23 protein-coding genes and 1 pseudogene are annotated in these 21,321 nt (G+C 69.2%); 15 read left to right on the forward strand and 9 right to left on the reverse strand.

Going from position 1 to position 21,321, the window contains the following annotated elements:
• The first annotated feature begins 95 nt into the window (after positions 1-95).
• Entirely contained in the window at positions 96-791 is a 696-nt protein-coding gene (locus tag CEF10_RS08995) for an FkbM family methyltransferase (RefSeq protein ID WP_101067839.1), read from the forward strand.
• A gap of 79 nt (positions 792-870) precedes the next feature.
• Here the strand turns inward: CEF10_RS08995 and tgt are convergent, their stop codons facing one another.
• Positions 871-2,001, reverse strand: a complete 1,131-nt coding sequence (gene tgt, locus CEF10_RS09000; RefSeq protein WP_101067841.1) for a tRNA guanosine(34) transglycosylase Tgt — start codon at positions 1,999-2,001, stop codon at positions 871-873.
• A gap of 68 nt (positions 2,002-2,069) precedes the next feature.
• Here tgt and rimK point away from each other — a divergent pair, with 68 nt between their 5' ends.
• The 5 genes from rimK to tpiA all read left to right on the forward strand — a co-directional run bounded on the left by rimK (position 2,070) and on the right by tpiA (position 5,607).
• Entirely contained in the window at positions 2,070-3,491 is a 1,422-nt protein-coding gene (gene rimK, locus CEF10_RS09005) for a 30S ribosomal protein S6--L-glutamate ligase (RefSeq protein WP_198586170.1), read from the forward strand.
• Between the two features lie 85 nt (positions 3,492-3,576).
• The gene (locus tag CEF10_RS09010) at positions 3,577-3,939 is read left to right on the forward strand and encodes an SUF system Fe-S cluster assembly protein (protein ID WP_101067843.1); all 363 of its coding nucleotides are present in this window, start codon (positions 3,577-3,579) and stop codon (positions 3,937-3,939) included.
• Between the two features lie 74 nt (positions 3,940-4,013).
• The gene (locus CEF10_RS09015; RefSeq protein WP_101067844.1) at positions 4,014-4,394 is read left to right on the forward strand and encodes a HesB/IscA family protein; all 381 of its coding nucleotides are present in this window, start codon (positions 4,014-4,016) and stop codon (positions 4,392-4,394) included.
• A gap of 41 nt (positions 4,395-4,435) precedes the next feature.
• Positions 4,436-4,726 carry a TfoX/Sxy family protein gene (locus CEF10_RS09020; protein ID WP_269801320.1) on the forward strand — a complete coding sequence of 97 codons (291 nt, stop codon included), beginning with the start codon at positions 4,436-4,438 and terminating at the stop codon, positions 4,724-4,726.
• A 119-nt stretch (positions 4,727-4,845) separates the two neighbouring features.
• Positions 4,846-5,607 carry a triose-phosphate isomerase gene (gene tpiA / locus CEF10_RS09025; protein WP_101067846.1) on the forward strand — a complete coding sequence of 254 codons (762 nt, stop codon included), beginning with the start codon at positions 4,846-4,848 and terminating at the stop codon, positions 5,605-5,607.
• A 17-nt stretch (positions 5,608-5,624) separates the two neighbouring features.
• Here tpiA and CEF10_RS09030 read toward each other — a convergent pair.
• Positions 5,625-5,831 (reverse strand): annotated as a pseudogene (locus tag CEF10_RS09030) (TRAP transporter large permease subunit); the annotation flags it as partial.
• 155 nt (positions 5,832-5,986) lie between these two features.
• Positions 5,987-6,448, reverse strand: coding sequence for an Lrp/AsnC family transcriptional regulator (locus CEF10_RS09035; protein WP_101067848.1), 462 nt, complete (start codon positions 6,446-6,448; stop codon positions 5,987-5,989).
• A 146-nt stretch (positions 6,449-6,594) separates the two neighbouring features.
• On the opposite strand from CEF10_RS09035, the gene cysG reads away from it, so the two are divergent.
• The 6 genes from cysG (at position 6,595) to CEF10_RS09065 (ending at position 12,018) form a co-directional block, all read left to right on the forward strand.
• Entirely contained in the window at positions 6,595-7,992 is a 1,398-nt protein-coding gene (gene cysG / locus CEF10_RS09040; protein WP_101067849.1) for a siroheme synthase CysG, read from the forward strand.
• A gap of 1 nt (position 7,993) precedes the next feature.
• Positions 7,994-8,302: a DUF2849 domain-containing protein gene (locus tag CEF10_RS09045; RefSeq protein WP_101067851.1), complete on the forward strand. Its 309-nt coding sequence runs from the start codon at positions 7,994-7,996 to the stop codon at positions 8,300-8,302.
• Positions 8,295-9,962 carry a nitrite/sulfite reductase gene (locus tag CEF10_RS09050; RefSeq protein ID WP_101067853.1) on the forward strand — a complete coding sequence of 556 codons (1,668 nt, stop codon included), beginning with the start codon at positions 8,295-8,297 and terminating at the stop codon, positions 9,960-9,962. The genes CEF10_RS09045 and CEF10_RS09050 overlap by 8 nt, the downstream gene beginning before the upstream one ends.
• Positions 9,949-10,683 (forward strand): phosphoadenylyl-sulfate reductase, encoded by a 735-nt coding sequence (locus tag CEF10_RS09055; protein WP_101067855.1) that lies wholly within the window; start codon positions 9,949-9,951, stop codon positions 10,681-10,683. The genes CEF10_RS09050 and CEF10_RS09055 overlap by 14 nt, the downstream gene beginning before the upstream one ends.
• A complete protein-coding gene (locus tag CEF10_RS09060; protein ID WP_101067856.1) occupies positions 10,680-11,093 on the forward strand; it encodes a DUF934 domain-containing protein in 414 nt (137 codons plus the stop codon). The genes CEF10_RS09055 and CEF10_RS09060 overlap by 4 nt, the downstream gene beginning before the upstream one ends.
• Before the next feature lie 70 nt (positions 11,094-11,163).
• Entirely contained in the window at positions 11,164-12,018 is an 855-nt protein-coding gene (locus CEF10_RS09065; protein ID WP_101067858.1) for a ferredoxin--NADP reductase, read from the forward strand.
• 75 nt (positions 12,019-12,093) lie between these two features.
• Here CEF10_RS09065 and CEF10_RS16875 read toward each other — a convergent pair whose 3' ends face one another.
• Complete coding sequence (locus CEF10_RS16875) at positions 12,094-13,053, reverse strand: hypothetical protein (protein ID WP_157932987.1); 960 nt, start codon at positions 13,051-13,053, stop codon at positions 12,094-12,096.
• 249 nt (positions 13,054-13,302) lie between these two features.
• On the opposite strand from CEF10_RS16875, the gene infC reads away from it, so the two are divergent.
• The 3 genes from infC (at position 13,303) to CEF10_RS09085 (ending at position 15,335) form a co-directional block, all read left to right on the forward strand.
• Positions 13,303-13,797, forward strand: coding sequence for a translation initiation factor IF-3 (gene infC, locus CEF10_RS09075; RefSeq protein WP_232796453.1), 495 nt, complete (start codon positions 13,303-13,305; stop codon positions 13,795-13,797).
• 44 nt (positions 13,798-13,841) lie between these two features.
• Complete coding sequence (locus tag CEF10_RS09080) at positions 13,842-14,441, forward strand: SAM-dependent methyltransferase (protein WP_101067862.1); 600 nt, start codon at positions 13,842-13,844, stop codon at positions 14,439-14,441.
• Between the two features lie 105 nt (positions 14,442-14,546).
• Positions 14,547-15,335: a hypothetical protein gene (locus tag CEF10_RS09085; protein ID WP_101067863.1), complete on the forward strand. Its 789-nt coding sequence runs from the start codon at positions 14,547-14,549 to the stop codon at positions 15,333-15,335.
• Positions 15,336-15,454: 119 nt separating this feature from the next.
• On the opposite strand, the gene CEF10_RS09090 is transcribed toward CEF10_RS09085, so the two are convergent.
• The 5 genes from CEF10_RS09090 to CEF10_RS09110 all read right to left on the reverse strand — a co-directional run bounded on the left by CEF10_RS09090 (position 15,455) and on the right by CEF10_RS09110 (position 21,265).
• Entirely contained in the window at positions 15,455-16,246 is a 792-nt protein-coding gene (locus CEF10_RS09090) for an FAD binding domain-containing protein (RefSeq protein ID WP_101067864.1), read from the reverse strand.
• Between the two features lie 13 nt (positions 16,247-16,259).
• Positions 16,260-18,623 (reverse strand): xanthine dehydrogenase family protein molybdopterin-binding subunit, encoded by a 2,364-nt coding sequence (locus CEF10_RS09095; protein ID WP_101067865.1) that lies wholly within the window; start codon positions 18,621-18,623, stop codon positions 16,260-16,262.
• 122 nt (positions 18,624-18,745) lie between these two features.
• Positions 18,746-19,231, reverse strand: a complete 486-nt coding sequence (locus CEF10_RS09100) for a (2Fe-2S)-binding protein (RefSeq protein WP_101067866.1) — start codon at positions 19,229-19,231, stop codon at positions 18,746-18,748.
• A 79-nt stretch (positions 19,232-19,310) separates the two neighbouring features.
• The gene (locus CEF10_RS09105) at positions 19,311-20,303 is read right to left on the reverse strand and encodes a molybdopterin-binding protein (protein ID WP_101067867.1); all 993 of its coding nucleotides are present in this window, start codon (positions 20,301-20,303) and stop codon (positions 19,311-19,313) included.
• Positions 20,300-21,265: an XdhC family protein gene (locus CEF10_RS09110; protein ID WP_101067868.1), complete on the reverse strand. Its 966-nt coding sequence runs from the start codon at positions 21,263-21,265 to the stop codon at positions 20,300-20,302. The genes CEF10_RS09105 and CEF10_RS09110 overlap by 4 nt, the downstream gene beginning before the upstream one ends.
• Positions 21,266-21,321: the final 56 nt, after the last annotated feature.

A 21,321-nucleotide genomic window follows, 5' to 3' on the forward strand; every position in this document is an offset into this window, starting at 1 on the left:
GCTTGTGGCGAAGCCCAGCGCCTCGCCGGCGGCTTGCCGCTCAGCGCGCGCGCGGGTAGCATGCTCGTCACCCGTCCTCCCGGCAGGAGCGTTTCATGGCTGACGACGACACGCCGCTCACCTCGCGCGGCGTCGATTTTCCCCGCGATCCCGAGGTCCTGACCCCGCGGATCGCGCGCAAGCTCGAGCGCGCCACCTACGAGGCGGGCGAACTTGAAACGCTGCGCCGCTTTCTCAAGCCCGGCGCGCGGCTGCTGGAGCTGGGCAGCGGCATCGGCATGCTGTCGAGCCACGCCGTGAAACACTGCGGCGCCGGGCATGTCGCCTGCGTCGAGGCGAACCCGCGGCTGTGCGACTACACCCGGCGCGTGCATGCCGCCAACGGCATCGGCACGGCGCAGGTGATCAACGCGGTGGCGCTGCCCGGGGATGCGCCCGCGCCGCCGGGCGGCACGCTTCCGTTCTATGTCACCGACCCGTTCTGGTCGTCGTCGCTGGCACGACCCGACGGGCACGACGGGCCGGTCTGCGACGTGCCGGCGGTGCGTCTTTCCGAGCTTGTCGCGGAGCACCGCCCGGACGTGATCGCCTGCGACATCGAGGGCGGCGAGGCGGACCTTTTCGGCAGTTCGGACCTGAGCGGGGTCAGGCACGTGATGATGGAGCTGCACACCCGCGTCTACGGCGGCGAGGGCATCCGCCGGACCTTCGAGGGCATGCACCGGCAGGGGTTCTTCTACCACCAGAAGCACTCGGCCGCCGACATCGTCGTCTTCGAGCGGCTCAAGTGAACCCGCGGGCCGGCGGGGAACTTCCCCGCCGGCGGACAGCCACCCGGGCGCGCAGGCGGCGCTCGGGCCGTCTCCCGGCTCATAGCGGCGCGATGTCGCCCTGGGCACGGTCAGCGTGGAAATCGCGCTCGAAAGCGTCGAAGCGCCCCGCGGCGATCGCCGCGCGCATCGCCGCCATCAGATCCTGATAGTACTGGACGTTGTGCCAGCTCAGCAACATGCCGCTGATCATCTCGCCCGCGCGGAAGACGTGGTGCAGGTAGGCGCGGCTGTAGGACCGGCACGCCGGGCAGGCACATTGTTCGTCCAGCGGGCGCGGGTCGTCGGCGTGCCGCGCGTTCTTGAGGTTCACCACCCCGCGCCGGGTGAACGCCTGGCCCGTCCGGCCCGACCGGGTGGGCAGCACGCAATCCATCATGTCGATGCCGCGCCTGACGGCGCCGACGATGTCCTCGGGCTTGCCCACGCCCATCAGGTAACGCGGCTTGTCGGCGGGCAGCATTCCCGGCGCATGGTCCAGCACGCCGAACATCGCGTCCTGGCCCTCGCCCACCGCAAGCCCGCCCACGGCATAGCCGTCGAAGCCGATCTCGACCAGCCTCTCGGCGCTTTCGGCGCGCAGCTCGTGGCTGACCCCGCCCTGCTGGATGCCGAAAAGGGCGTGGCCGGGCCGGTCGCCGAAGGCGTCGCGGGACCGTTCGGCCCAGCGCATCGACAGGCGCATGGCGCGCGCGACCTCGTGTTCGGTCGCGGGCAGCGCGGGGCACTCGTCGAAACACATCACGATGTCGCTGCCCAGAAGCCGCTGGATTTCCATCGAGCGTTCCGGCGTCAGCTCGTGCCGGGAGCCGTCGATGTGGCTCTTGAAGGTCACGCCCCGCTCGGTCAGCTTGCGCAGGGCGGCCAGGCTCATCACCTGGAACCCGCCCGAATCCGTCAGGATGGGCCGCTGCCAGTTCATGAACCGGTGCAGCCCCCCCAGACGCGCCACCCGCTCGGGCCCCGGCCGCAGCATCAGGTGATACGTGTTGCCCAGCACGATATCGGCGCCGGTGGCGGCCACGTTCTCGGGCAGCATCGCCTTGACGGTGCCGGCCGTGCCCACCGGCATGAAGGCCGGCGTGCGGATGTCGCCCCGCGGCGTGGAAATCACCCCGGCGCGGGCGTTGCCGTCGTTTGCCTTGAGTTCGAATCGGAATAATGCTGTCATCTGCCGTCCATGCGCCGCGATCGCCCCATATCAGCCGATTCCCCCCGAATGCCAAGGAGGCGCCGCCGATGACCGAACAGGACGCCCTGCAGCCGCTGAAATTCGGATGGGAGGAATGGATCAGCCTGCCCGATCTCGGCGTGCCCGCGCTGCGGGCCAAGGTGGATACCGGCGCGCGCACCAGCGCGCTTCATGCCTTCGACATCGAAACCTTCGGGCCGGCGTCCAAGCCGAAGGTGCGCTTCACCGTGCACCCGATTCCCGGCCGCGACGACCTGGTGATCCCGTGCTCGGCCGAGATCCTCGACCGGCGCGAGGTCGCCAGTTCGAACGGCGAGAAGGAGCTGCGCTACGTCATTTCCACCACGTTGTCGGTGAACGGCGACAGTTGGCCCATCGAGCTGACGCTGACCAACCGCTCGACCATGACCAGCCGGATGCTGCTGGGCCGGCAGGCGATGAAGGACCACATCACCATCGTCGCCACCGACCGCTTCCTGCAGCCGGAGCTGAGCTACGACGTCTACCACACCGCGCGGATGCGGCAGGTTCAGCCCAAGCGTGCCCTGCGCATCGCCGTGCTCTCGCGCGAGGACAACTATTCGACCCGCCGACTGGTCGAGGAGGGCGAGAAGCGCGGCCACAGCGTCGAGGTCATCAACACCACGCGCTGCTACATGGCGCTCAATGCCATGGCGCCGGAGGTGCACTACGACGGCAAGCGGCTGCCGCGCTTCGACGCCATCGTGCCGCGCATCGGCGCCTCGATCACGCCCTACGGCGCGGCCATCATCCGCCAGTTCGAAACCATCGGCACCTACTGCGTGAACGGCAGCGCGGGAATCACCGCCAGCCGCGACAAGCTCTACGCGCATCAACTGATGGCGCGCGCGCAGGTGGGGATGCCCAACACGGCCTTCGCGGCCTCGCCCAAGGACACCGGGAACCTGATCGGTCTGGTCGGCACCGCGCCGCTGATCGTCAAGCTGCTGGAATCCACGCAAGGAAAGGGCGTGGTCATGGCCGAGACGAAGAAGGCCGCCGAATCCGTGATCGACGCCTTCCGCGGGCTCAAGGCCAACTTCCTGGTGCAGGATTTCGTCAAGGAGGCCGCGGGCGAGGACATCCGCTGCCTGGTGATCGGCAACCGCGTCGTCGCCTCGATGAAGCGCACGGGCGCCGACGGCGATTTCCGCTCCAACCTGCACCGGGGCGGCTCGGCCAAGTCGGTGCGCATCACCAAGGAAGAACGCGAAACGGCCGTCCGCGCGGCCAAGGCGTTCGAGCTCAACCTCGCCGGCGTGGACCTGCTGCGCTCCGAGACGGGACCGAAGGTGCTCGAGGTCAACTCGTCGCCGGGGTTCGAGGGTATCGAGAAGTCGACGAACAAGAACATCGTCGGCAAGCTCTACGAACAGATCGAGAGCCGCGTGCGCCCCGCACCCGTGCGCCGGCGCAGGACCGCCACGAAAAGCAGCGCGAAACGCTGAGCGCGCCGCCGGGGCCGGCGCCCCTCTGGACGCGGGCCGCCTGAAAACTTATATATTTGCTCAGGAACAAGCATAGGATGGTGGCATGTCCGAAAGCCCCGAAGCTCTGGAAGGGGCGCCTCTGATCGCGCCCTCGAGCACAGAACATCCGCTCTACGACCAGATCGTCGAGGCCTGCCGGTCGGTGTACGATCCCGAGATTCCCGTGAACATCTACGACCTCGGGCTGATCTACACCATCGACATCGACGCCGAGAACGCGGTGAAGGTGATCATGACGCTGACCGCCCCCGGATGCCCGGTGGCCGGCGAGATGCCCGGCTGGGTGGCCGAGGCGATCGAACCCGTCCCCGGCGTCAAGCAGGTGGATGTCGACCTGGTCTGGGATCCGCCGTGGGGCATGGACATGATGACCGACGAGGCGCGGCTCGAGCTGGGCTTCATGTAGGCGCCGACCGGCCCGCGCGGTTGAGACGGGCCGCCCCCTGCCCTAGGTTGGCGACAAAGGAAAGGACAGCTCCCATGTTCGGCATTCCCGGCAAGCAGGCCGTCACCATGACACCGGCGGCGGTCGAGCAGATCCGCAAACTGATGGAACGCGACGGCCACCAGGGCCTGCGCATCGGCGTCAAGAAAGGCGGCTGCGCGGGCATGGAATACACGATGGACTACGTGGCCGAAACCGACCCGAACGACGAGGTGGTCGAACAGGACGGCGCGCGGGTGATGATCGCGCCGATGGCGCAGATGTTCCTGTTCGGCACCGAGATCGACTACAGTGTCGGGCTGCTGGAATCGGGTTTCACCTTCAAGAACCCCAACGTCGCCGAGGCCTGCGGCTGCGGCGAATCGATCAAGTTCCGCGATGTCGAGGAGCTGGCCGCCGACCGTGACGAAAGCTGACGGCATGGCCGTCACGCACGACGCGATCGGCGTCGCGCGCGATTCTTTTCGCCGGGCCGGGCGATGTCACCAGCCGCAAGACCATGGGCGGCGCGCGCCTGGACCAGGCAGGCGCCGTGTTCGGCATTCTCCACACCGACAAATATCTACACCTGAAGCGCGCGGGCCCGATGCGGGCAAGGCCGGGCGCCATGGGCTGCGCCCGCTGGACATACGCGCGCCCGCAGGCGGGCCGCGAAACGCGGATGCCCTGCCGGCGGCTGCCCGACCCTGCGCTGGACGACCCCGCGGAGGCCGCGGCAATGGCCCGTGCGGCACTGGCACACCCGTGATCGTCACGCGCCCCGGCGCGGCCGCGTGGCGCCCGCGCGGGTCTTGACTGGCGCCGCCAAAGACCAATGATGCGCCGGGCCGCCAACGGCGCACAGGACAACAGGAAGGGACCCCACGCATGAGACGAAAGCTCGCCGCCGGCAACTGGAAGATGAACGGGCTGGCCGGCGACCTGGCCCAGCTCGACACGATCGCCGCCGGCCATGACGGCGCGGCCGCAGAGGTGCTGATCTGCCCGCCGGCCACGCTGCTCGCCCCGGCGGCGGCCCGCTGCGCCGACACCGCCGTGGCCGTCGGCGGGCAGGACTGCCATGCCGAGGCCGCGGGCGCGCATACCGGTGACGTCTCGGCGCGGATGCTGGCCGACGCGGGCGCGACGGCGGTGATCCTGGGGCATTCCGAACGTCGCGAGGATCACGGCGAAACCGACGATCTGGTTCGCGCGAAGGCCGGCGCGGCCCACGCGGCGGGGCTCATGACCATCGTCTGCGTGGGCGAAAGCCTGGAACAACGCGATGCCGCCAACACGCTCGACATCATCGCGGGCCAGCTGGCCGGGTCCGTGCCGGACGGCGCGACGGGCGAGAACACCGTGATCGCCTATGAGCCGATCTGGGCCATCGGAACGGGCCGCACGCCCACCAACGACCAGATCGGAGAGGTGCACGATTTCATGCGCTCGCGGCTCGTGGCGCGGTTCGGCGAAGGCGTGGGCCGGTCGGTCCGGCTGCTTTACGGCGGGTCGGTCAAGCCGGGCAACGCGGCCGAGATCTTCGCGGTCTCCAACGTTGACGGCGCGCTGGTGGGCGGGGCCAGCCTCAGGGCCGACGATTTCTCGCCCATCGTCGCGGCATTGTCGGACAGCGCACAGAGCATCTGACGCGCCATGCCCTGGACCGCCGTCGCGCCGGCGATCACCCCGGCCAGGAACATGCGCCCGACCGAGAGCGCGACGTAGACCACCATCACGATCGACGGCGGGATCGGGATGCCCAGCGTGCCCGCGTTGCAGGTCGCGCCCGCGGCGAAATCCCGGGGGCAGCCAACCTGCCGCATCCCCGCGACGGTGATGGAGCCGATGGCCACGACCGTGGCCCGCGAACTGTGCCGTTATGCCAGTTGGTCGCGCGCGCGGATCCGGCCGGAATGCCGGATCGCGACGACACGGACCACGACTGCCGGCCCGACACGCCATTGTCTTCACCTTGCCCGGAACACTCCCGCCGGCGGCATCCCGGCACCGCCGCGCGGGCCGGCGGCTAGAGCGGCAACGCGGTGGTGGACTTGATCTCTTCCATCGACAGCAGCGCGGTGACGTTGTGCACCTTCACCTCCGAGATCAGCGCCTGGTAGAACGCGTCATAGGCGCGCGCGTTCTTCACCCGCACCTTGAGGATGTAGTCGATGTCGCCGGCCAGGCGGTGCGCCTCAAGCACCTCGGGCCTTTCCCGCAGGGCCCTGAGGAAGGCCGCCTGCCAGTCGGCGTCGTGCTCGGCGGTGCGGATGAGCACGAAGAAGCACGCCTCGAATCCCAGCGCCTCGGGATCGAGCAGGTAGGTCTGCGCGCGGATCACGCCCGCTTCGCGCATCTTGCGGATCCGGTTCCAGACGGGCGTCTTGGAACTGCCCACGGTGCGCGCGATCTCGTCGAGCGACTGGCCGCCGTCCTGCTGCAGCTGGGCCAGAATTTTCCGGTCGAGGTCATCGAGGCGAACGGCCATTCCGGTTTCCCCTTGTGATTGGAACAATCGCGATTTCGATGGCCACGAGCGAAACATATGTTCTTATCTGCCGCGCCTTATGGCCAATTCCGAGGAATATTTTCTATATTCGCAGGGAAGTCAAACGCGGAACGGACGGGCCGACCATGCAGCATTTCCCCATCTTCCTCGACCTCGCGGGCCGGCGCGTGGTGCTGTCGGGCGGCGGCGACGCGGCACTGGCGAAGCTGCGCCTGCTGATGAAGACGCAAGCCGGCCTGACGGTTTTCGCCCCTGCGCCGGCGCCCGAGATCGCCGCCTGGGCAGAGGCGGGCCGGCTTTTGCTCCACCGCCGCGAGATGGCACCGGGCGATGCGCTGTGCGCGGCGCTGGTCTATGCCGCCGACGAGGACGCGGAAAAGGATGCGCGCACCGCGGCCATCGGCCGCGCCGACGGCGCGCTGGTCAACATCGTCGACAACCTTGCCGACAGCCAGTTCATCACGCCCGCCATCGTGGACCGCGACCCCGTGACCGTCGCCATCGGCACGGAAGGCGCCGCGCCCGTGCTGGCCCGCGCGATCAAGTCGGAGCTGGAGGCGCGCCTGCCCGCCACGCTGGGCACGCTGGCGCGCATCGGCAAGGCATTCCGCAAGGCGGTCGAGGCGCTGCCGGCCGGCCGGCGGCGGCGCGATTTCTGGGCCGACTACTATTTCACCGAAGGCCCGCGCGCGATGGACGCGGGCGGCGCTGCCGCCGCGAAGGCGCGCCTGCCGGAGCTTCTGGACAAGCACGCCCGCGCCGAAGCCGACACCGGGCACGTCGCCTTCGTGGGTGCGGGCCCGGGCGACCCGGAGCTGCTGACACTGAAGGCGCGCAAGGCGCTGGATTCCGCCGACGTGGTGATCCACGACCGGCTGGTGGCGCCGGAGATCCTCGAACTGGCGCGCCGCGAGGCGACGCTGATCGAGGCGGGCAAGACCGGCTACGGCCCGTCCACCGCGCAGGCCGACATCAACGCGCTGCTCGTGGCGCACGCCGGGGGCGGCGCGCAGGTGGTGCGCCTCAAGGGCGGCGATCCGGGCGTGTTCGGCCGCCTCGACGAGGAGGTGGAGGCCGTTCGGGCCGCGGGACTCGGCTGGCATGTCGTGCCCGGCATCACCGCCGCCTCGGCCAGCGCCGCCGCGATCGGCCGGAGCCTGACGCGCCGGGGGCGCAACGCCGATGTCCGCCTCATCACCGGACACGACATGACCGGATTTGCCGATCACGACTGGCGCACGCTGGCGCGGCCGGGCGCCGTGGCCGCCGTCTACATGGGCAAGACGTCGGCCCGCTTCATCCAGGGCCGGTTGCTGATGCACGGCGCGGACCGTGCCACGCCCGTGAGCGTGGTCGAGAACGCCAGCCGCGCCGACCAGCGCGTGATCGCCACCACGCTGGAGCGGCTGCCCGCCGATCTCTCGGCCGCGCGCCCGGAGGGTCCGGCGCTGACCTTCCTGGGGCTGGAACCGCGCGCCGCGTGCGCCGCCCTGCCCGAGGTTCAAGCAGAGGAGCTCGCCTGACATGCCCCGTGCCTTCACCCCCAAGGTTGTCACCGCCAACGATCTGCGCGAGGGCGACGTCGTCTACCTGACCGCCGACGACCGGTGGAGCCGACGCCTCGAGGAGGCCGAGCTGATCTCCGACGAGGCCCATGCGCAGCTGCGCCTGCTGTTGGCGCAGGGCCAGCCGCAGACGGTCGTCGGCGCCTACCTGGCCGACGCGCGCGAAGGCCCCGACGGGCCGGAGCCCGTGCATTTCCGCGAGGAATTCCGGCGCACCGGCCCCTCCAACCATTTCCACGGCAAACAAGCGGAGCCCGGCAATGTATGACTACAGCGATTTCGACGCGGCCTTCGTGGCCGAGCGGAACCGCCAGTTCCGCGCGCAGGTCGAGCGCCGCCTCGACGGCGGCCTGACCGAGGAGGAGTTCAAGCCGCTGCGGCTGATGAACGGCCTGTACCTGCAGCTGCACGCCTACATGCTGCGCGTGGCGATCCCCTACGGCACGCTCAACCCCGGCCAGATGCGGCAGCTGGCGCATATCGCCGAGAGGTGGGACAAGGGCTATGGCCATTTCACCACGCGCCAGAACATCCAGTTCAACTGGCCGAAGCTACGCGACGTGCCCGATATCCTCGACGCGCTGGCCGAGGTGCAGATGCACGCGATCCAGACCAGCGGCAACACGATCCGCAACGTCACCGCCGACCATTTCGCCGGCGCCGCCGCCGACGAGGTGGCCGACCCGCGCCCCGTGGCCGAGCTCATCCGGCAGTGGTCCACCGACCACCCCGAGTTCCAGTTCCTGCCCCGCAAGTTCAAGATTGCCGTCACCGGCGCCGAGGCCGACCGCGCGGTGATCCGCGCGCATGACATCGGCCTGCAGATCGTCGAACGCGACGGCGCGCGCGGCGTGCGCGTGATCGTGGGCGGCGGGCTGGGCCGGACGCCGATGATCGGCAAGGTGATCCGCGACTTCCTGCCCGAGGCCGAGCTTCTGCCCTATCTGGAGGCGATCGTCAGTGTCTGGAACCAGGCAGGTCGGCGCGACAACAAGTTCAAGGCGCGGATCAAGATCACCGTGCACGAACTGGGCCTCGACGAGATCCGCGACCGCGTCGAGGCGCGTTTCGCCGAACGGCGCGCGCTGTTCACCGGCGTCGACCGCGCCCTGTTCGACGAGATCCGCGCGGCCTTCGCGCCGCCAGCGTTCCGCGACGCCCCGACCGATGCCTTCGACGCGGCCCGCGCGGCCGATCCCGTCTTCCGGTCGTGGGCGGACACCAACCTCGCCGCGCACCGCGCGCCGGGCTATGCGATCGTGCAGGTCAGCCTGAAGGCGCACGGCGCGACGCCGGGTGACGCAAGCGCACGGCAAATGCGCGTGCTGGCCGACCTGGCCGAGCAACATGGACATGGCGAACTGCGCATCAGCCACGAGCAGAACGTGATCCTGCCGCATGTCCACAAGGCCGATCTGCCGCGGGTGCACGCCGCGCTGAAGGCCGCGGGGCTGGCCACGGCCAACATCGGGCTGGTCTCGGACATCATCGCCTGCCCCGGCATGGATTACTGCAGCCTCGCCACCGCCCGGTCGATCCCGATCGCCCAGGCGATCGCCAAGCGGTTCGACGCGCTCAAGCTCGAACACGACATCGGCGAGATGAAGATCAAGATCTCGGGCTGCATCAACGCCTGCGGGCACCATCACGTGGGCCACATCGGCATCCTGGGGCTGGACCGCGCGGGCGTTGAGAACTACCAGATCACGCTGGGTGGCGACCACACCGAGACGGCCGCGCTGGGCGAACGCACCGGCCCCGGTTTCTCGGCCGACGAGATCGTGCCGGCCATCGAACGGCTGGTGCATGCCTACCTCGACCACCGCGACGGCCCCGGGGAAACCTTCCTGCAGACCTATCGCCGGCTGGGCATGGCCCCCTTCAAGGCCGCGCTGTACGAGGAGCCCCAGGCCCATGCCGCACAGTGACCTGACCGCGCGCGTGGACGCGCTGAACCGCCGCTATCGCCATCATTCGGCCACCGACGTGCTGCGCGACGCGCTGGCCGACGCGCAAGCCGGTCGGCTGGCGCTGGTGTCCAGCTTCGGCGCGGAATCCGTGGTGCTGCTGCACATGCTCTCGGTGACGCGCCGCGACACGCCGGTGATCTTCATCGACACCCGGCTGCTTTTCGCGGAAACGCTCGTCTACCAGCAGGAGCTGGCCGAGCGGCTGGGGCTTCGGGACGTGCGCATCACCCGCACGCCGCGGCCCGAGCTGGACGCGCAGGACCCCGACGGCCGGTTGCACACCCGCGACACCGACGCCTGCTGCGCGTTGCGCAAGACACGGCCGCTGCAACGGGCGCTCGCAGGGTTCGACGGGTGGATCACCGGGCGCAAGCGGTTCCAGGGCGGGGCGCGGCAGACGCTGGACTTCTTCGAGATCGAGGCGGGCACGGGGCGCATCAAGGTCAACCCCTTGGCGCACTGGACACCCGAGGACATCCGCACCTACATGGAAGAGAACCGCCTGCCCAGGCACCCGCTGGTGACACAGGGGTATCCGTCGATCGGCTGCATGCCCTGCACCACGCGGGTGGCCCCCGGCGAGGATCCGCGCGCCGGCCGCTGGCGCGGCGAGGAAAAGACCGAGTGCGGCATCCATTTCGTGGACGGCAAGCCCGTCAGGCAAGGAGAGAACGCATGAGCGAAACCGTGATCGTCACCGACCAGGGGTTCGGTCCCGATGACTGGACCGGGCCGATCGTGCCGCTGGCCGAGCATGACGGCGCGGCGCGGGCCGTGGACCTTGCCCCGGACACCGATCCGGCCACGCTTGCCGGGCGGCTGGAGGGGCTCGCCCTGATCCGGGTGGATTTCCCCGCCTTCGCCGACGGGCGCGGCTTCACCATCGCGCGGCAGCTGCGGCTGATGGGCTACGCCGGCCGCCTGCGGGCCTGCGGGCACGTCATCGCCGACCAGTACGCGATGGCCCGCCGCGCGGGTTTCGACGAGGTCGAGATCGACGCGGCGCTGGCCGCGCGCCAGCCAGAGGCGCAGTGGCTGTTCCGCGCGAACTGGCGCGCGCATGACTACCAGGCGCGCCTGCGCGGATAAGACGCCCTTCACCTGACGCAGATCAAAGATTAACAAGAGGTGCCGGTTTAACGAGCCGGCGACAGGAGCCATGAACGAGATCAGACCCGTGACAGACGCAGCAGAGAAGGCCGCCAAGACCCCGACCCTGCCCGACGCGCAGACCGTGACGGCCGTCAAGCACTACACCGACCGCCTGTTTTCCTTCCGGGTGACGCGGCCCGCCAGCCTGCGCTTCCGCTCGGGCGAGTTCGTCATGCTGGGCCTCATGGGCGCGCCGGATCCCAAGACGGGCAAGCAGAAACCTTTGCTGCGCGCCTATTCCATCGCCTCGCCCAACTGGGACGACGAATTGGAATTCTACTCGATCAAGGTGCCGGACGGCCCGCTGACCTCGCGGCTCCAGCACATCGAGGAGGGCGACCAGATCATCCTGCGGCCCAAGCCCGTGGGCACTCTCGTGCACGATGCGCTTCTGCCCGGCAAACGCATCTGGTTCTTCGCCACCGGCACCGGGATCGCGCCCTTCGCGTCGCTGCTGCGCGATCCGCAGACGTATCACGACTACGAAGAGGTGATCGTGACGCACACCTGCCGCGAAGTGGGCGAGTTGCAGTATGGCCGCGACCTGATCGAGAGCATCCGCAACGACGAGATGCTCGAGGAACTGATCGGCGAAGGCTTCCACGAGAAGCTGCGCTACTACCCGACCACCACCCGCGAGGAGAGCCCGAAAATGGGCCGCATCACCGACCTGATGCGCTCGGGCGAGGCGTTCGAGGACCTCGGCGTGAAACCGCTCAGCCCCGAGACCGACCGCGCGATGGTCTGCGGCAACCTCGCCTTCAACCTCGAACTGAAGGAAATGCTCGAGGAATACGGCCTGCGCGAGGGCGCCAACTCGGACCCGAAGGAATACGTGGTCGAGAAAGCCTTCCTCGACTGACGCCGGCCGCCGCCATCACCGTGACAAAGCCCCGCGCCTCGCCGGCGCGGGGCCTTTTCGTGCCGGTCACAGGTGTCAGAGATCCAGCGCCTCGCGGACACGTTCCAGCGCGGCCGCCAGAAGCTCGGGGTCGTCCCCGGCCTTCTCCAGCGCGTTCCTGAGCAGCGCCTTCCGGCCATCCGAAAGATCCGAGTCGTCGATGACGGCGGCGGCCTTTTCCATGTCGAACCCGTCGACCGTCAGGACATCGGCGGGCTCGGCGGGGGCCGCGGCGTCCTCGCCTGTCACGTCCGCATCCGTGGTGCCGTCGTCCGTCGCGCCGTCCGCGGCGGCGTCACCAGCCGTGCCGTCCGTGCCGGCGGCGTCCGCGTCGGCCTCCGTTCCATCGGCGGTTTCGCCCTCGGTGGCCATGCCGTCATCCTCGGCGGCATCCTCCGCGGTGTCGCCTTGCGTGCGCGTATCCGCGCCATCGGCGGTTTCGCCCTCGGTTCCGGTGCCGTCCTCGGCGGCGGCACCGTCGTCCGGCGCGCCATCGTCCGCCGTGCCGTCGGTGGCCATGCCATCGTCGCCGGCGGCATCGGCATCCTCCGTTGCTTCGGTGCCTTCGTTTGCCGCGGCCGTGCCCTCATCCTCGGCGGTGTCCGCCGCGCCGGCATCTTCGGCGTCCGCGCCAGCGGACTCCCCTGCCTGGCCGGTCACCGCCTCTTCGGCGGCCTCGACCGCGCCCTCGGCTTCCTCGACAACGTCCCGGGCGGTCTCCTCTGCCGACTCGACAGCCTCGTTGGCCGTGTCCTCGACCGCCTCCGCGGCCTCCGACGCCGTTTCCGCGGCGGTGTCGGCCGCGTCGTCAGCCATCTCGCTGGCCTCCTTGGCCGCCTCGTCGGCAGCTTCGGCCGGATCCTCGGCGACCTCGGTCACCTCTCCGGCCGCCTCGCGCACCGTTTCGGCGATCTCTTGCGGCGTCTTACCGGTGAAAAGCATGTAGCCGCCGCCGATCACGATCACGGCGACGATCACCCACAACACGGTCCTCATGGCAGTTCCCCTCTGGTTCGCCGGACCACCATGCGCCCGGCCTATCGACCCGGTTCCCAGATGGTCCCATTCCACGTGCAGTGCAAGGAGATTTTGGGCCTTCATGGGCGGTTCACGCCGCGATTGCCGCTTGAAACGCCCCGCGGGCGCGTTTACCTTCGAACATCAAATTCCGCCAACAATCGAAGGAACAAGGCCATAGCCCGCAGACCCCACAACGCGCCGCCGACGCGCGACACCGGACCAAGAGTGAACGGTCGGATCAGAGCCCCCGAGATTCGGCTCATCGGCCCCGATGGCGAGAACGTGGGCGTTGTCCCCCCCGCCCGCGGCATGGAGATGGCCGAGGACGCCGGGCTCGATCTGGTGGAGATCTCGCCGAACGCGACCCCGCCGGTCTGCAAGATCATGGATTTCGGCAAGTACAAGTACGAACAACAGAAGCGGGAATCCGAGGCCAAGAAGAAACAGAAGGTCATCGAGGTCAAGGAGGTCAAGTTCCGCCCGAACACGGACACGCACGACTACGACGTCAAGATGCGCAACGTGATGAAGTTCCTCGAGAACGGCGACAAGGTGAAGGTCACGCTGCGGTTCCGGGGCCGCGAGATGGCCCACCAGGACCTGGGCCGCGAACTGCTCCAGCGCGTCGCCGAGGACGTCAAGGAGATCGGCAAGGTCGAGAACATGCCGAAGATGGAAGGCCGGCAGATGATCATGATCATCGCGCCGACGGCCAAGTAACCAACGCGGGTGCGCGTTCGCCCGCCGCCCCGGAAAGGCCCGCCATGTGGGAAGAGCGTTTCGCCACGCCGGATTACCTGTTCGGCACCGCCCCGGCGCAGTTCCTGCTTGACCACGCCCACCTGTTGACCCCGGGCGCCACGGCGCTGGCCGTGGCCGACGGCGAGGGGCGCAATTCCGTTTTCATGGCCGGGAAGGGCATGCGCGTCACCGCACTGGAATACGCGCCTTCCGCGATCGAAAAGGCGCGCGCCCTTGCGCGGGAGCGTGGCGTGGACGTCGATTTCCGCGAGGTCGACGTCATGGCACACGACTGGCCCGACGAATTCGATCTCGTGGCCGGGATCTTCATCCAGTTCGTCGGCCCCGATGACCGTGCCGCCCTGTTCGATGGAATGGAGCGCAGCGTGAAACCCGGCGGCCTTGTCCTGCTGCATGGCTACACGCCAAGGCAGGTGGACTACGGCACCGGCGGGCCACCCTACCCGGAGAACATGTACACCGAAGCCATGCTGGCCCGGGCCTTCGCGGGCTGGGAGATCCTCGAGAACCACGCCTACGAACGGGTGATCGAGGAAGGCACCGGCCACAGCGGGCATTCCGCGCTGATCGACTTCGTGGCGCGTCGGCCGGCGGACGGGTGACGCCGCCTGACACCGGGTATCACCGGGCCGCTATTGGATGACACGCCGCCCCTGTGCCACGGCTGGCCATGCAAAGCCAACCGAGCCATGACAGGGAGATCACCCATGCAACCCTTTACCCTTTCCACGCTGCGCACCCTTTGCGCCGCCGCCCTGGCGGCCTGCGTCGCCGGCCCCGCCGCCGCGACATCGCAGGCCGACACCTTTACCCCGCCCATCGTGATCGAGCCGTTCGAGGGCCGCTGGGCAACCAACCACGGCGAACTGCGCCTGCACCAGATCCGGCGCGATCCCTACACCTACGTCATCGGCGACTACGCCGGCCGCGGCATTCTCGTCGGCCGGGTGGCCGAGGACGGCAACTGCGCCTCGGGCGTGTTCACCAACGGCGAACGCAGCGGCAGTTTCCAGTTCATCCTCGACGACACCACCCCGGACCGTTTCGGGGGCCTCTGGTCGTGGCACGGCGAGCCGCCCGCGGGCGAATGGACCGGCCGGCGCACGGGCGCGGCCCCCGACACGCTGCGCAACTTCGCCCGCAATGGCACGACCCGCACGCTGCCACAGGACCGCGCGATCATGGACGGGCTTTATGACAGCCGCTACGGGATGCTCGACCTGACCTCCCGCGACCTGTTCGTGCTGGGCGAATACGCCGACAAGGGCGTGATCGCGGGCATGTGGGACGGCAACGGTTTCGTCGGACACTTCACCAACGGCGGTCGCACCGGCTGGTTCGACTTCGACGTGCTGTCGAAAACCGGCACGATCCGCGGTGGCCAATGGGGCTGGGCCGGCGAAGGCAGCCGGGGCCAGTGGAAACCCACGCCTTTCGAGGGCGCGCGCACCATGATGCTGGAACCGCTCGAGGTCGGCGGCGAGATCGGCTGCTGACAGCCGCATGCGTGCCGCGCGCGCCGGGTGCGCTTGGCGCCGTGTCAATCCGCGCACAAGGGAAAGGCCCCGCCGCGACGGGGCCTTTCATCGTTGACGTGCTTGAACGCGCGGGGATTTCAGCCCGCGGCGGCCACGGCGCGGCGGGTCATTACCCCAACGAGGTGCGCGCGGTATTCCGGCGATCCGTGCAGGTCGCCGATCATGCCTTCGGCCGAAGGCGCCATGCCGTCCAGCGCGTCGGCCGAGAACTCCGCGCCCAGAGCCTTTTCGGCCTCCGCCCAGCGGAAAACGCCATCCTCCGACGCGCCGGTCACGGCCACGCGCACGCCGTCGTCGTATTGTGCGACGAAGGCCCCGACCAGCGCGAAGCGCGACGCGGGCTGTTCGAATTTCGCGTAGGCCGCGCGCCGCGGCACGGGGAAACGGACCTCGACGATGATCTCGCCCTCCTCCAGCGCGGTCGTGAACATGCCGTCGAAGAACTCGTCGGCCGCGATCTTGCGCGTGTTGGTGACGACGGTCGCGCCCGTACCCAGCACGGCGGCCGGGTAGCACGACGAGGGATCGTTGTTGGCCAGGCTGCCACCGATGGTGCCACGATTGCGCACCGCGGGATCGCCGATGTTGAGCGCCAGATCCGCAAGTGCCGGGAAATCGCCCGCCGCCTGTGCGGCCACCACGGCGTGCGGCGTGGCCCCGCCCACGCAGACGGAGCCGTCGTCGGCGCGGCACACGCCCTGCATCTCGGGGATCGCGGACAGGCTGACCAGCGTCGACGGCATCGCCAGGCGCTGCTTGAGCGCGGGGATCAGTGTCTGTCCGCCGCCCAGCGCCTGCGCGTCCTCCGCGCCCAGTGCCTTGGCAGCCTCGTCGATCGTCCTGGGCCGGGTGAAATCGAATGCATACATCTCGTGGACCTCCTTACCCTTGCATCGCGGCCCAGACGCGCGACGGCGTCAGCGGCATGTCGATGTGTTTGACGTCATGGCCCCCGCGCTGCAGCGCATCGACCACGGCATTCACGATGGTGGGCGGGCTGCCGATGGCACCGGCCTCGCCGCATCCCTTCACGCCCAGCGGATTGTGGGTGCAGGGCGTCTGGCAGGAATGATCGACGGCGTAGAACGGCACGTCGTCGGCCCGCGGCATGGCGTAGTCCATGTAGGACCCCGACAGAAGCTGGCCGTTCTCGTCATAGGCGCAGTTTTCCAGCAGCGCCTGGCCGATGCCCTGGCCGATGCCGCCATGCACCTGCCCGTCGACGATCATCGGGTTGATGATGTTGCCGAAATCGTCGGCGGCGGCGAACCGTTCGATCGTGACCTTGCCGGTTTCCGGATCGACTTCGACCTCGCAGGCATAGGCGCCGGAGGGATAAGTGAAGTTCGCCGGGTCGTAGAACGCGGTTTCCTCCAGCCCCGGCTCGATCTCCTCGAGCGGGTAGTTGTGCGGCACGTAGGCCGCCAGCGTCACGTCGCCCCAGGCCACGGACTTGTCGGTGCCCGCCACGGTGAACTGGCCATCCTTGAGCTCGATGTCGCCCTCGCTGGCCTCCATCAGGTGTGCGGCGATCTTCCTGGCCTTGGCGATCACCTTCTCGGTGGCGCGGACCATGGCGCTGCCGCCCACCGCGATGGAGCGCGAGCCGTAGGTGCCCATGCCCATCGGCGCGTTGGCGGTGTCGCCGTGCTCGATCTCGACCATCGAGGCGTCGATGCCGATCATGTCGGCCACCACCTGCGCGAAAGAGGTCTCGTGCCCCTGCCCGTGGCTGTGACTGCCGGTCATCACCGTGATCCCGCCGGTGGCGTTCACCCGGACCGTGGCCGATTCGTACAGCCCGGCACGCGCACCGAGCTGGCCGACAAGGTTGCTGGGCGCGATGCCGCAGGCCTCGATGTAGCAGTTCACGCCGAGCCCGCGCAGCATGCCCTTCTTCTCGCTCTCGGCACGCCGGGCCTCGAACCCGCCGAGGTCGCCGATCTCCTCGAGCTTGTCCATGGTGGCGTTGTAGTCGCCGGTGTCATAGGCCACCGCCACCGGCGTTTCATAGGGAAACTCGGTGACGAAGTTCTGCCGGCGCAGCGCGATCGGGTCCACGCCCAGTTCGCGCGCGGCCTTGTCGATCACCCGCTCGAGCTGGAAGGTCGCCTCGGGGCGCCCCGCACCGCGGTAGGCGTCCACCGGCACCGTGTTGGTGAACACCGCCTTCACGTTCACGTAGATGTTGGGCGTGCGGTAGTTGCCCGCCATCAGCGTGCCGTGCAGCCAGGTCGGCACAGAGGGCGCGAACGTCGAAAGGTAGGCGCCCATGTTCGCGTAGGTCTCGGTTCGGATGGCGGTGAAGTTGTTGTCGGCGTCCAGCGCGAGTTCGATCGTGGTGACATGATCGCGGCCCTGGGCGTCGCTCACGAACGCCTCGCCACGGGTGGCCGTCCACTTCACGGGCCGGTTCAGCGCCTTGGCCGCATAGGTGCAGAAGGCTTCCTCGGCGTAGTGGAAGATCTTGGATCCGAAGCCGCCGCCCACGTCGGGCGAGACGACCCGAAGCTTGTGTTCGGGGATCCCCAGCACGAAGGCCCCCATCAGCAGCCGGATCACGTGCGGGTTCTGGCTGGTGGTGTAGAGCGTGCTGTCACCGGTGGCGCGGTTGAAATCCCCCACCGCCACCCGCGGCTCCATCGCGTTGGCGACCAGGCGGTTGTTGACCAGCTCCAGCGTGGTGACATGCGCGGCGGCCTCGAAGGCCGCGTCGACGGCCGCCTTGTTGTCCTCCACGAACCCCCAGTCGTAACACAGGTTGTTCTCCAGCTCGTCGTGAACCTTCGGCGCATCGCCGTCCAGCGCCGCCTTCATGTCCACCACCGCCGGAAGCTCCTCGATGTCCAGCTCGATCACCTCGGCGGCGTCGCGGGCCTGCTCGCGCGTCTCGGCCACGACCGCGGCGATGGGGTCGCCGACATGGCGCACCTTGGCCTGTGCCAGCACGGGGTGCGCCGGCTCCTGCATGGGCTGGCCGTGCCTGTCGGTGACCTGCCAGCCGCAGGGCAGCCCGCCCACCTCGGCGAAATCCGCGCCGGTAAAGACGCGCAGCACGCCGGGCATGGTCTCGGCGGCCGATGTGTCGACCCTGTTCAGCCGGCCGTGTGCCACGTCAGAGCGCAGGAAATGCACGTAGGCCTGCCCGTTGAGATTGATGTCGTCGGTGTAGTTGCCGGTTCCGGTCAGGAACCGCACGTCCTCGCGCCGCTTGTCGCCGGCGCCGATGGTTGCGTCCTTGGGCATTTCGATTTCCTCCCTGTGGGTGTGAAGGTCCACCCATCCTTGTTGCGGTGCCGCTCATCTGCCCTGCCGGGCCTTGTCGGAAAGAAAGGCCGCAAGGGGGCGGTGAGCGCGCGCGCCGCGTGCTACTCCGCGGCGATCCGGCCGACGTCCTGGCCGCTTGCGGCCATGATCGCCTTCACGATGTTGTGATACCCGGTGCAGCGGCAGATGTTGCCCTCGAGGTAATCACGGATCTCCGCCTCGCTCGGCTTGGGATTCTTTTCCAGCAGGGCAACGGCGCTCATCACCATGCCGGGCGTGCAGAAGCCGCACTGAAGCCCGTGATGGTCCTGGAACGCCTGCTGGACGGGGTGCAGCGTGCCGTCCGGCTCGCCCATGCCCTCGATCGTGGTCACCTCGGCGCCCTCGGCCTCGGCGGCGAACATGGTGCAGGCCTTCACGTCCCGGCCGTCCACATGGACAACGCATGCGCCGCACTGGCTGGTGTCGCAGCCCACGTGCGTTCCCGTCAGGCCCACGTTTTCGCGCAGGAATTCGACAAGCAGCGTGCGGCCTTCGACGTCACCGGACGCTGGCTTGCCATTCACGGTCATGCTGACCTGTGGCATCGGTTCCTCCCAAGTTGGCTATGTTGTTCGCTGCGGAAAGTTAAGCACGCTGCCGGGGCGTTGAGAACCCTGTTTCTGGTCAACTCTTGCCGCCGCGACGCGGCTGCGGGCGCGTCGGGATTTCCTTGAGCAACCCGCCCACCCCCATCGCCGCGATGTCGGCCGCGCTCACCGGCAGGCCGCAGACCACCCGCGACAGCACCCAGTCGACGCCGTGAAGCACCGGCGAACGCGCGCTGCCGGGCAGCCCGATCACCGGCCGCCCGTGCCGGTCGCCGATGAACAGCAGGTTGCCGGGGTCCACCGGCATGCCGAACCGTTCCAGCCGCCCGCCGGCCGCGCGCAGCGCCGCCGGGGCGGTATCGGCAGCATCCGACGTGGCCGAGCCCGTCAGGATCAGCACGACCTCGCCCTCCGCCGCGGCGATCTCGCGCGTCAGCGCCGGCTCCTCGTGGGCGCACACGCGCGTCTCGATCAGCGCCACGTCCAGCGCGGTCAGCCGGTCCAAGATGGCCTGCGTGCCCTTGGTGCCCGGCCCGCCGGGAATGTCGGTGACGATCAGGCTGGCGGTGGACAGCCGCGGCGGCGCCAGCCCGACGGCGCCGCGGCCACGCGCGACCGCACGATCGAGGTCGGCCTCGGGCACCGCGTAGGGAATGATCTTGACCGTGGCGATCATGCCGCCGGCGGCCAGTTGCCGGTGGTCGGGCACCGTGGCCACGGTGATCGCCGGGTCGACCGCGTTGACCGCGTTCACCTGCCCTGCATCGAGCCGCACCACGCCCGGCCCCGCCGCCGTCAGGTTCACGCGTCCCGTGAACGGGTTCGACAGCTTGACCTGCGCCGCGCCATCGGCCAGCGCGGCGCCCAGCCGCGCGGCGGCGGTGTCCTCGTGCACATCGGCCGCGTCGAGCCGGGCCACCGTGACCTCGGTCAGCCCGGCCGCGCGAAGCGCGGCAACGTGGTCGCACGTCAGCCGGAGCCCCTTGCGCAGCTTGCCATCCGCGACATGCAGCGAATGCGCGAGGATCGCGCCCTCCGCCTCGTCAACGGGCACGTCACCGAACTTCATGCGCCCTGCCTCAGCACGCGCGTCATCTCGGCCAGCGTCGCCACGGCGATCTCCGCGGGGCCCGCCGCCCCGATATCCATGCCGATCGGCGCGTGGATGCGCGCGATCGCGTCCTCCGGGTGGCCCGCCTCCTTCAGGCGCGCGACGCGCTTGGCATGCGTGCGCGTCGACCCCAGCGCGCCGATGTAGAAGACATCCGAGCCCAGCGCCCTGTCCAGCGCGGCATCGTCGAGCTTCGGGTCGTGCGTGAGCAGCACAAGCGCGGTGCGCGCGTCCAGCCCGTGCGCCTCGAGCGCCTCGTCCGGCCAGTCGTGCACGATGGTCTCGCCGGGAAACCGGGATTCCGAGGCGAAGGTTTCCCGCGGGTCGATCAGAACGGGATCGTAGCCCGCGATCCGCGCCATCGGCACGAGCGCCTGCGCGATATGCACCGCGCCCACGACCAGCAGCCGCAGCGGCGGGTTGTGGATCGCCACGAACGTCTCGCCGTCATCCTCGAAGCCCGAGCGGTCCATGCGGAAACGCACGGCGTGGCCCGCGCGCTCCAGCCGCCGCTCGACGTCGACCCCGGTGACATAGGCCACCGGCTGCCGCGCGGCGCGCGCCTCGACAAGGTCTTGCAGAAGGGCCTCGGGCATGACGCTGCCCACGGGCTCGACCAGCACGCGGATGGTCCCGCCGCAGGCCAGCCCGACGGCGAACGCGTCGTCGTCGCTCACGCCGTATTCCAGCATCATCGGGCGCCCGTCCTCGATCGCGTCGAGCGCCTCGGCCACCACCGAGCCCTCGACGCAACCGCCTGAGACGGAGCCCGCGATCTCGGCCTCGCCCGAGATCGCCAGCTGGCTGCCCACGCGGCGGGGCGCGCTGCCCCAGGTCTCTACGACCGTGGCCAGCGCCGCGCCCTTGCCGTCACGGTGCCAGGCCAGTGCCGTTTCAGGGATGTCATCGAAGCGGTCCATGGCACCTCTCTTGGCCCTCGTCGGAATATGGCCTTCGGCGGCGTGCCGGACAAATT

This window comes from Roseovarius salinarum (assembly GCF_002834145.1).
In the GTDB taxonomy this organism is placed as follows: domain Bacteria; phylum Pseudomonadota; class Alphaproteobacteria; order Rhodobacterales; family Rhodobacteraceae; genus Roseovarius; species Roseovarius salinarum.

Excerpts from the sequence above, each read along its gene's own strand:
- CEF10_RS09035 (WP_101067848.1), bottom strand. The coding sequence starts at position 6,448 with ATGGCCGTTCGCCTCGATGACCTCGACCGGAAAATTCTGGCCCAGCTG.
- CEF10_RS09065 (WP_101067858.1), top strand. The coding sequence starts at position 11,164 with ATGAACGAGATCAGACCCGTGACAGACGCAGCAGAGAAGGCCGCCAAG.
- CEF10_RS09055 (WP_101067855.1), top strand. The coding sequence starts at position 9,949 with ATGCCGCACAGTGACCTGACCGCGCGCGTGGACGCGCTGAACCGCCGC.
- tgt (WP_101067841.1), bottom strand. The coding sequence starts at position 2,001 with ATGACAGCATTATTCCGATTCGAACTCAAGGCAAACGACGGCAACGCC.
- CEF10_RS09060 (WP_101067856.1), top strand. The coding sequence starts at position 10,680 with ATGAGCGAAACCGTGATCGTCACCGACCAGGGGTTCGGTCCCGATGAC.
- CEF10_RS09100 (WP_101067866.1), bottom strand. The coding sequence starts at position 19,231 with ATGCCACAGGTCAGCATGACCGTGAATGGCAAGCCAGCGTCCGGTGAC.
- rimK (WP_198586170.1), top strand. The coding sequence starts at position 2,070 with ATGACCGAACAGGACGCCCTGCAGCCGCTGAAATTCGGATGGGAGGAA.
- CEF10_RS09110 (WP_101067868.1), bottom strand. The coding sequence starts at position 21,265 with ATGGACCGCTTCGATGACATCCCTGAAACGGCACTGGCCTGGCACCGT.
- cysG (WP_101067849.1), top strand. The coding sequence starts at position 6,595 with ATGCAGCATTTCCCCATCTTCCTCGACCTCGCGGGCCGGCGCGTGGTG.
- CEF10_RS09090 (WP_101067864.1), bottom strand. The coding sequence starts at position 16,246 with ATGTATGCATTCGATTTCACCCGGCCCAGGACGATCGACGAGGCTGCC.
- tpiA (WP_101067846.1), top strand. The coding sequence starts at position 4,846 with ATGAGACGAAAGCTCGCCGCCGGCAACTGGAAGATGAACGGGCTGGCC.
- CEF10_RS09080 (WP_101067862.1), top strand. The coding sequence starts at position 13,842 with ATGTGGGAAGAGCGTTTCGCCACGCCGGATTACCTGTTCGGCACCGCC.
- CEF10_RS09015 (WP_101067844.1), top strand. The coding sequence starts at position 4,014 with ATGTTCGGCATTCCCGGCAAGCAGGCCGTCACCATGACACCGGCGGCG.
- CEF10_RS09010 (WP_101067843.1), top strand. The coding sequence starts at position 3,577 with ATGTCCGAAAGCCCCGAAGCTCTGGAAGGGGCGCCTCTGATCGCGCCC.
- CEF10_RS09045 (WP_101067851.1), top strand. The coding sequence starts at position 7,994 with ATGCCCCGTGCCTTCACCCCCAAGGTTGTCACCGCCAACGATCTGCGC.
- CEF10_RS08995 (WP_101067839.1), top strand. The coding sequence starts at position 96 with ATGGCTGACGACGACACGCCGCTCACCTCGCGCGGCGTCGATTTTCCC.
- CEF10_RS09095 (WP_101067865.1), bottom strand. The coding sequence starts at position 18,623 with ATGCCCAAGGACGCAACCATCGGCGCCGGCGACAAGCGGCGCGAGGAC.
- CEF10_RS16875 (WP_157932987.1), bottom strand. The coding sequence starts at position 13,053 with ATGAGGACCGTGTTGTGGGTGATCGTCGCCGTGATCGTGATCGGCGGC.
- CEF10_RS09085 (WP_101067863.1), top strand. The coding sequence starts at position 14,547 with ATGCAACCCTTTACCCTTTCCACGCTGCGCACCCTTTGCGCCGCCGCC.
- CEF10_RS09105 (WP_101067867.1), bottom strand. The coding sequence starts at position 20,303 with ATGAAGTTCGGTGACGTGCCCGTTGACGAGGCGGAGGGCGCGATCCTC.
- CEF10_RS09050 (WP_101067853.1), top strand. The coding sequence starts at position 8,295 with ATGTATGACTACAGCGATTTCGACGCGGCCTTCGTGGCCGAGCGGAAC.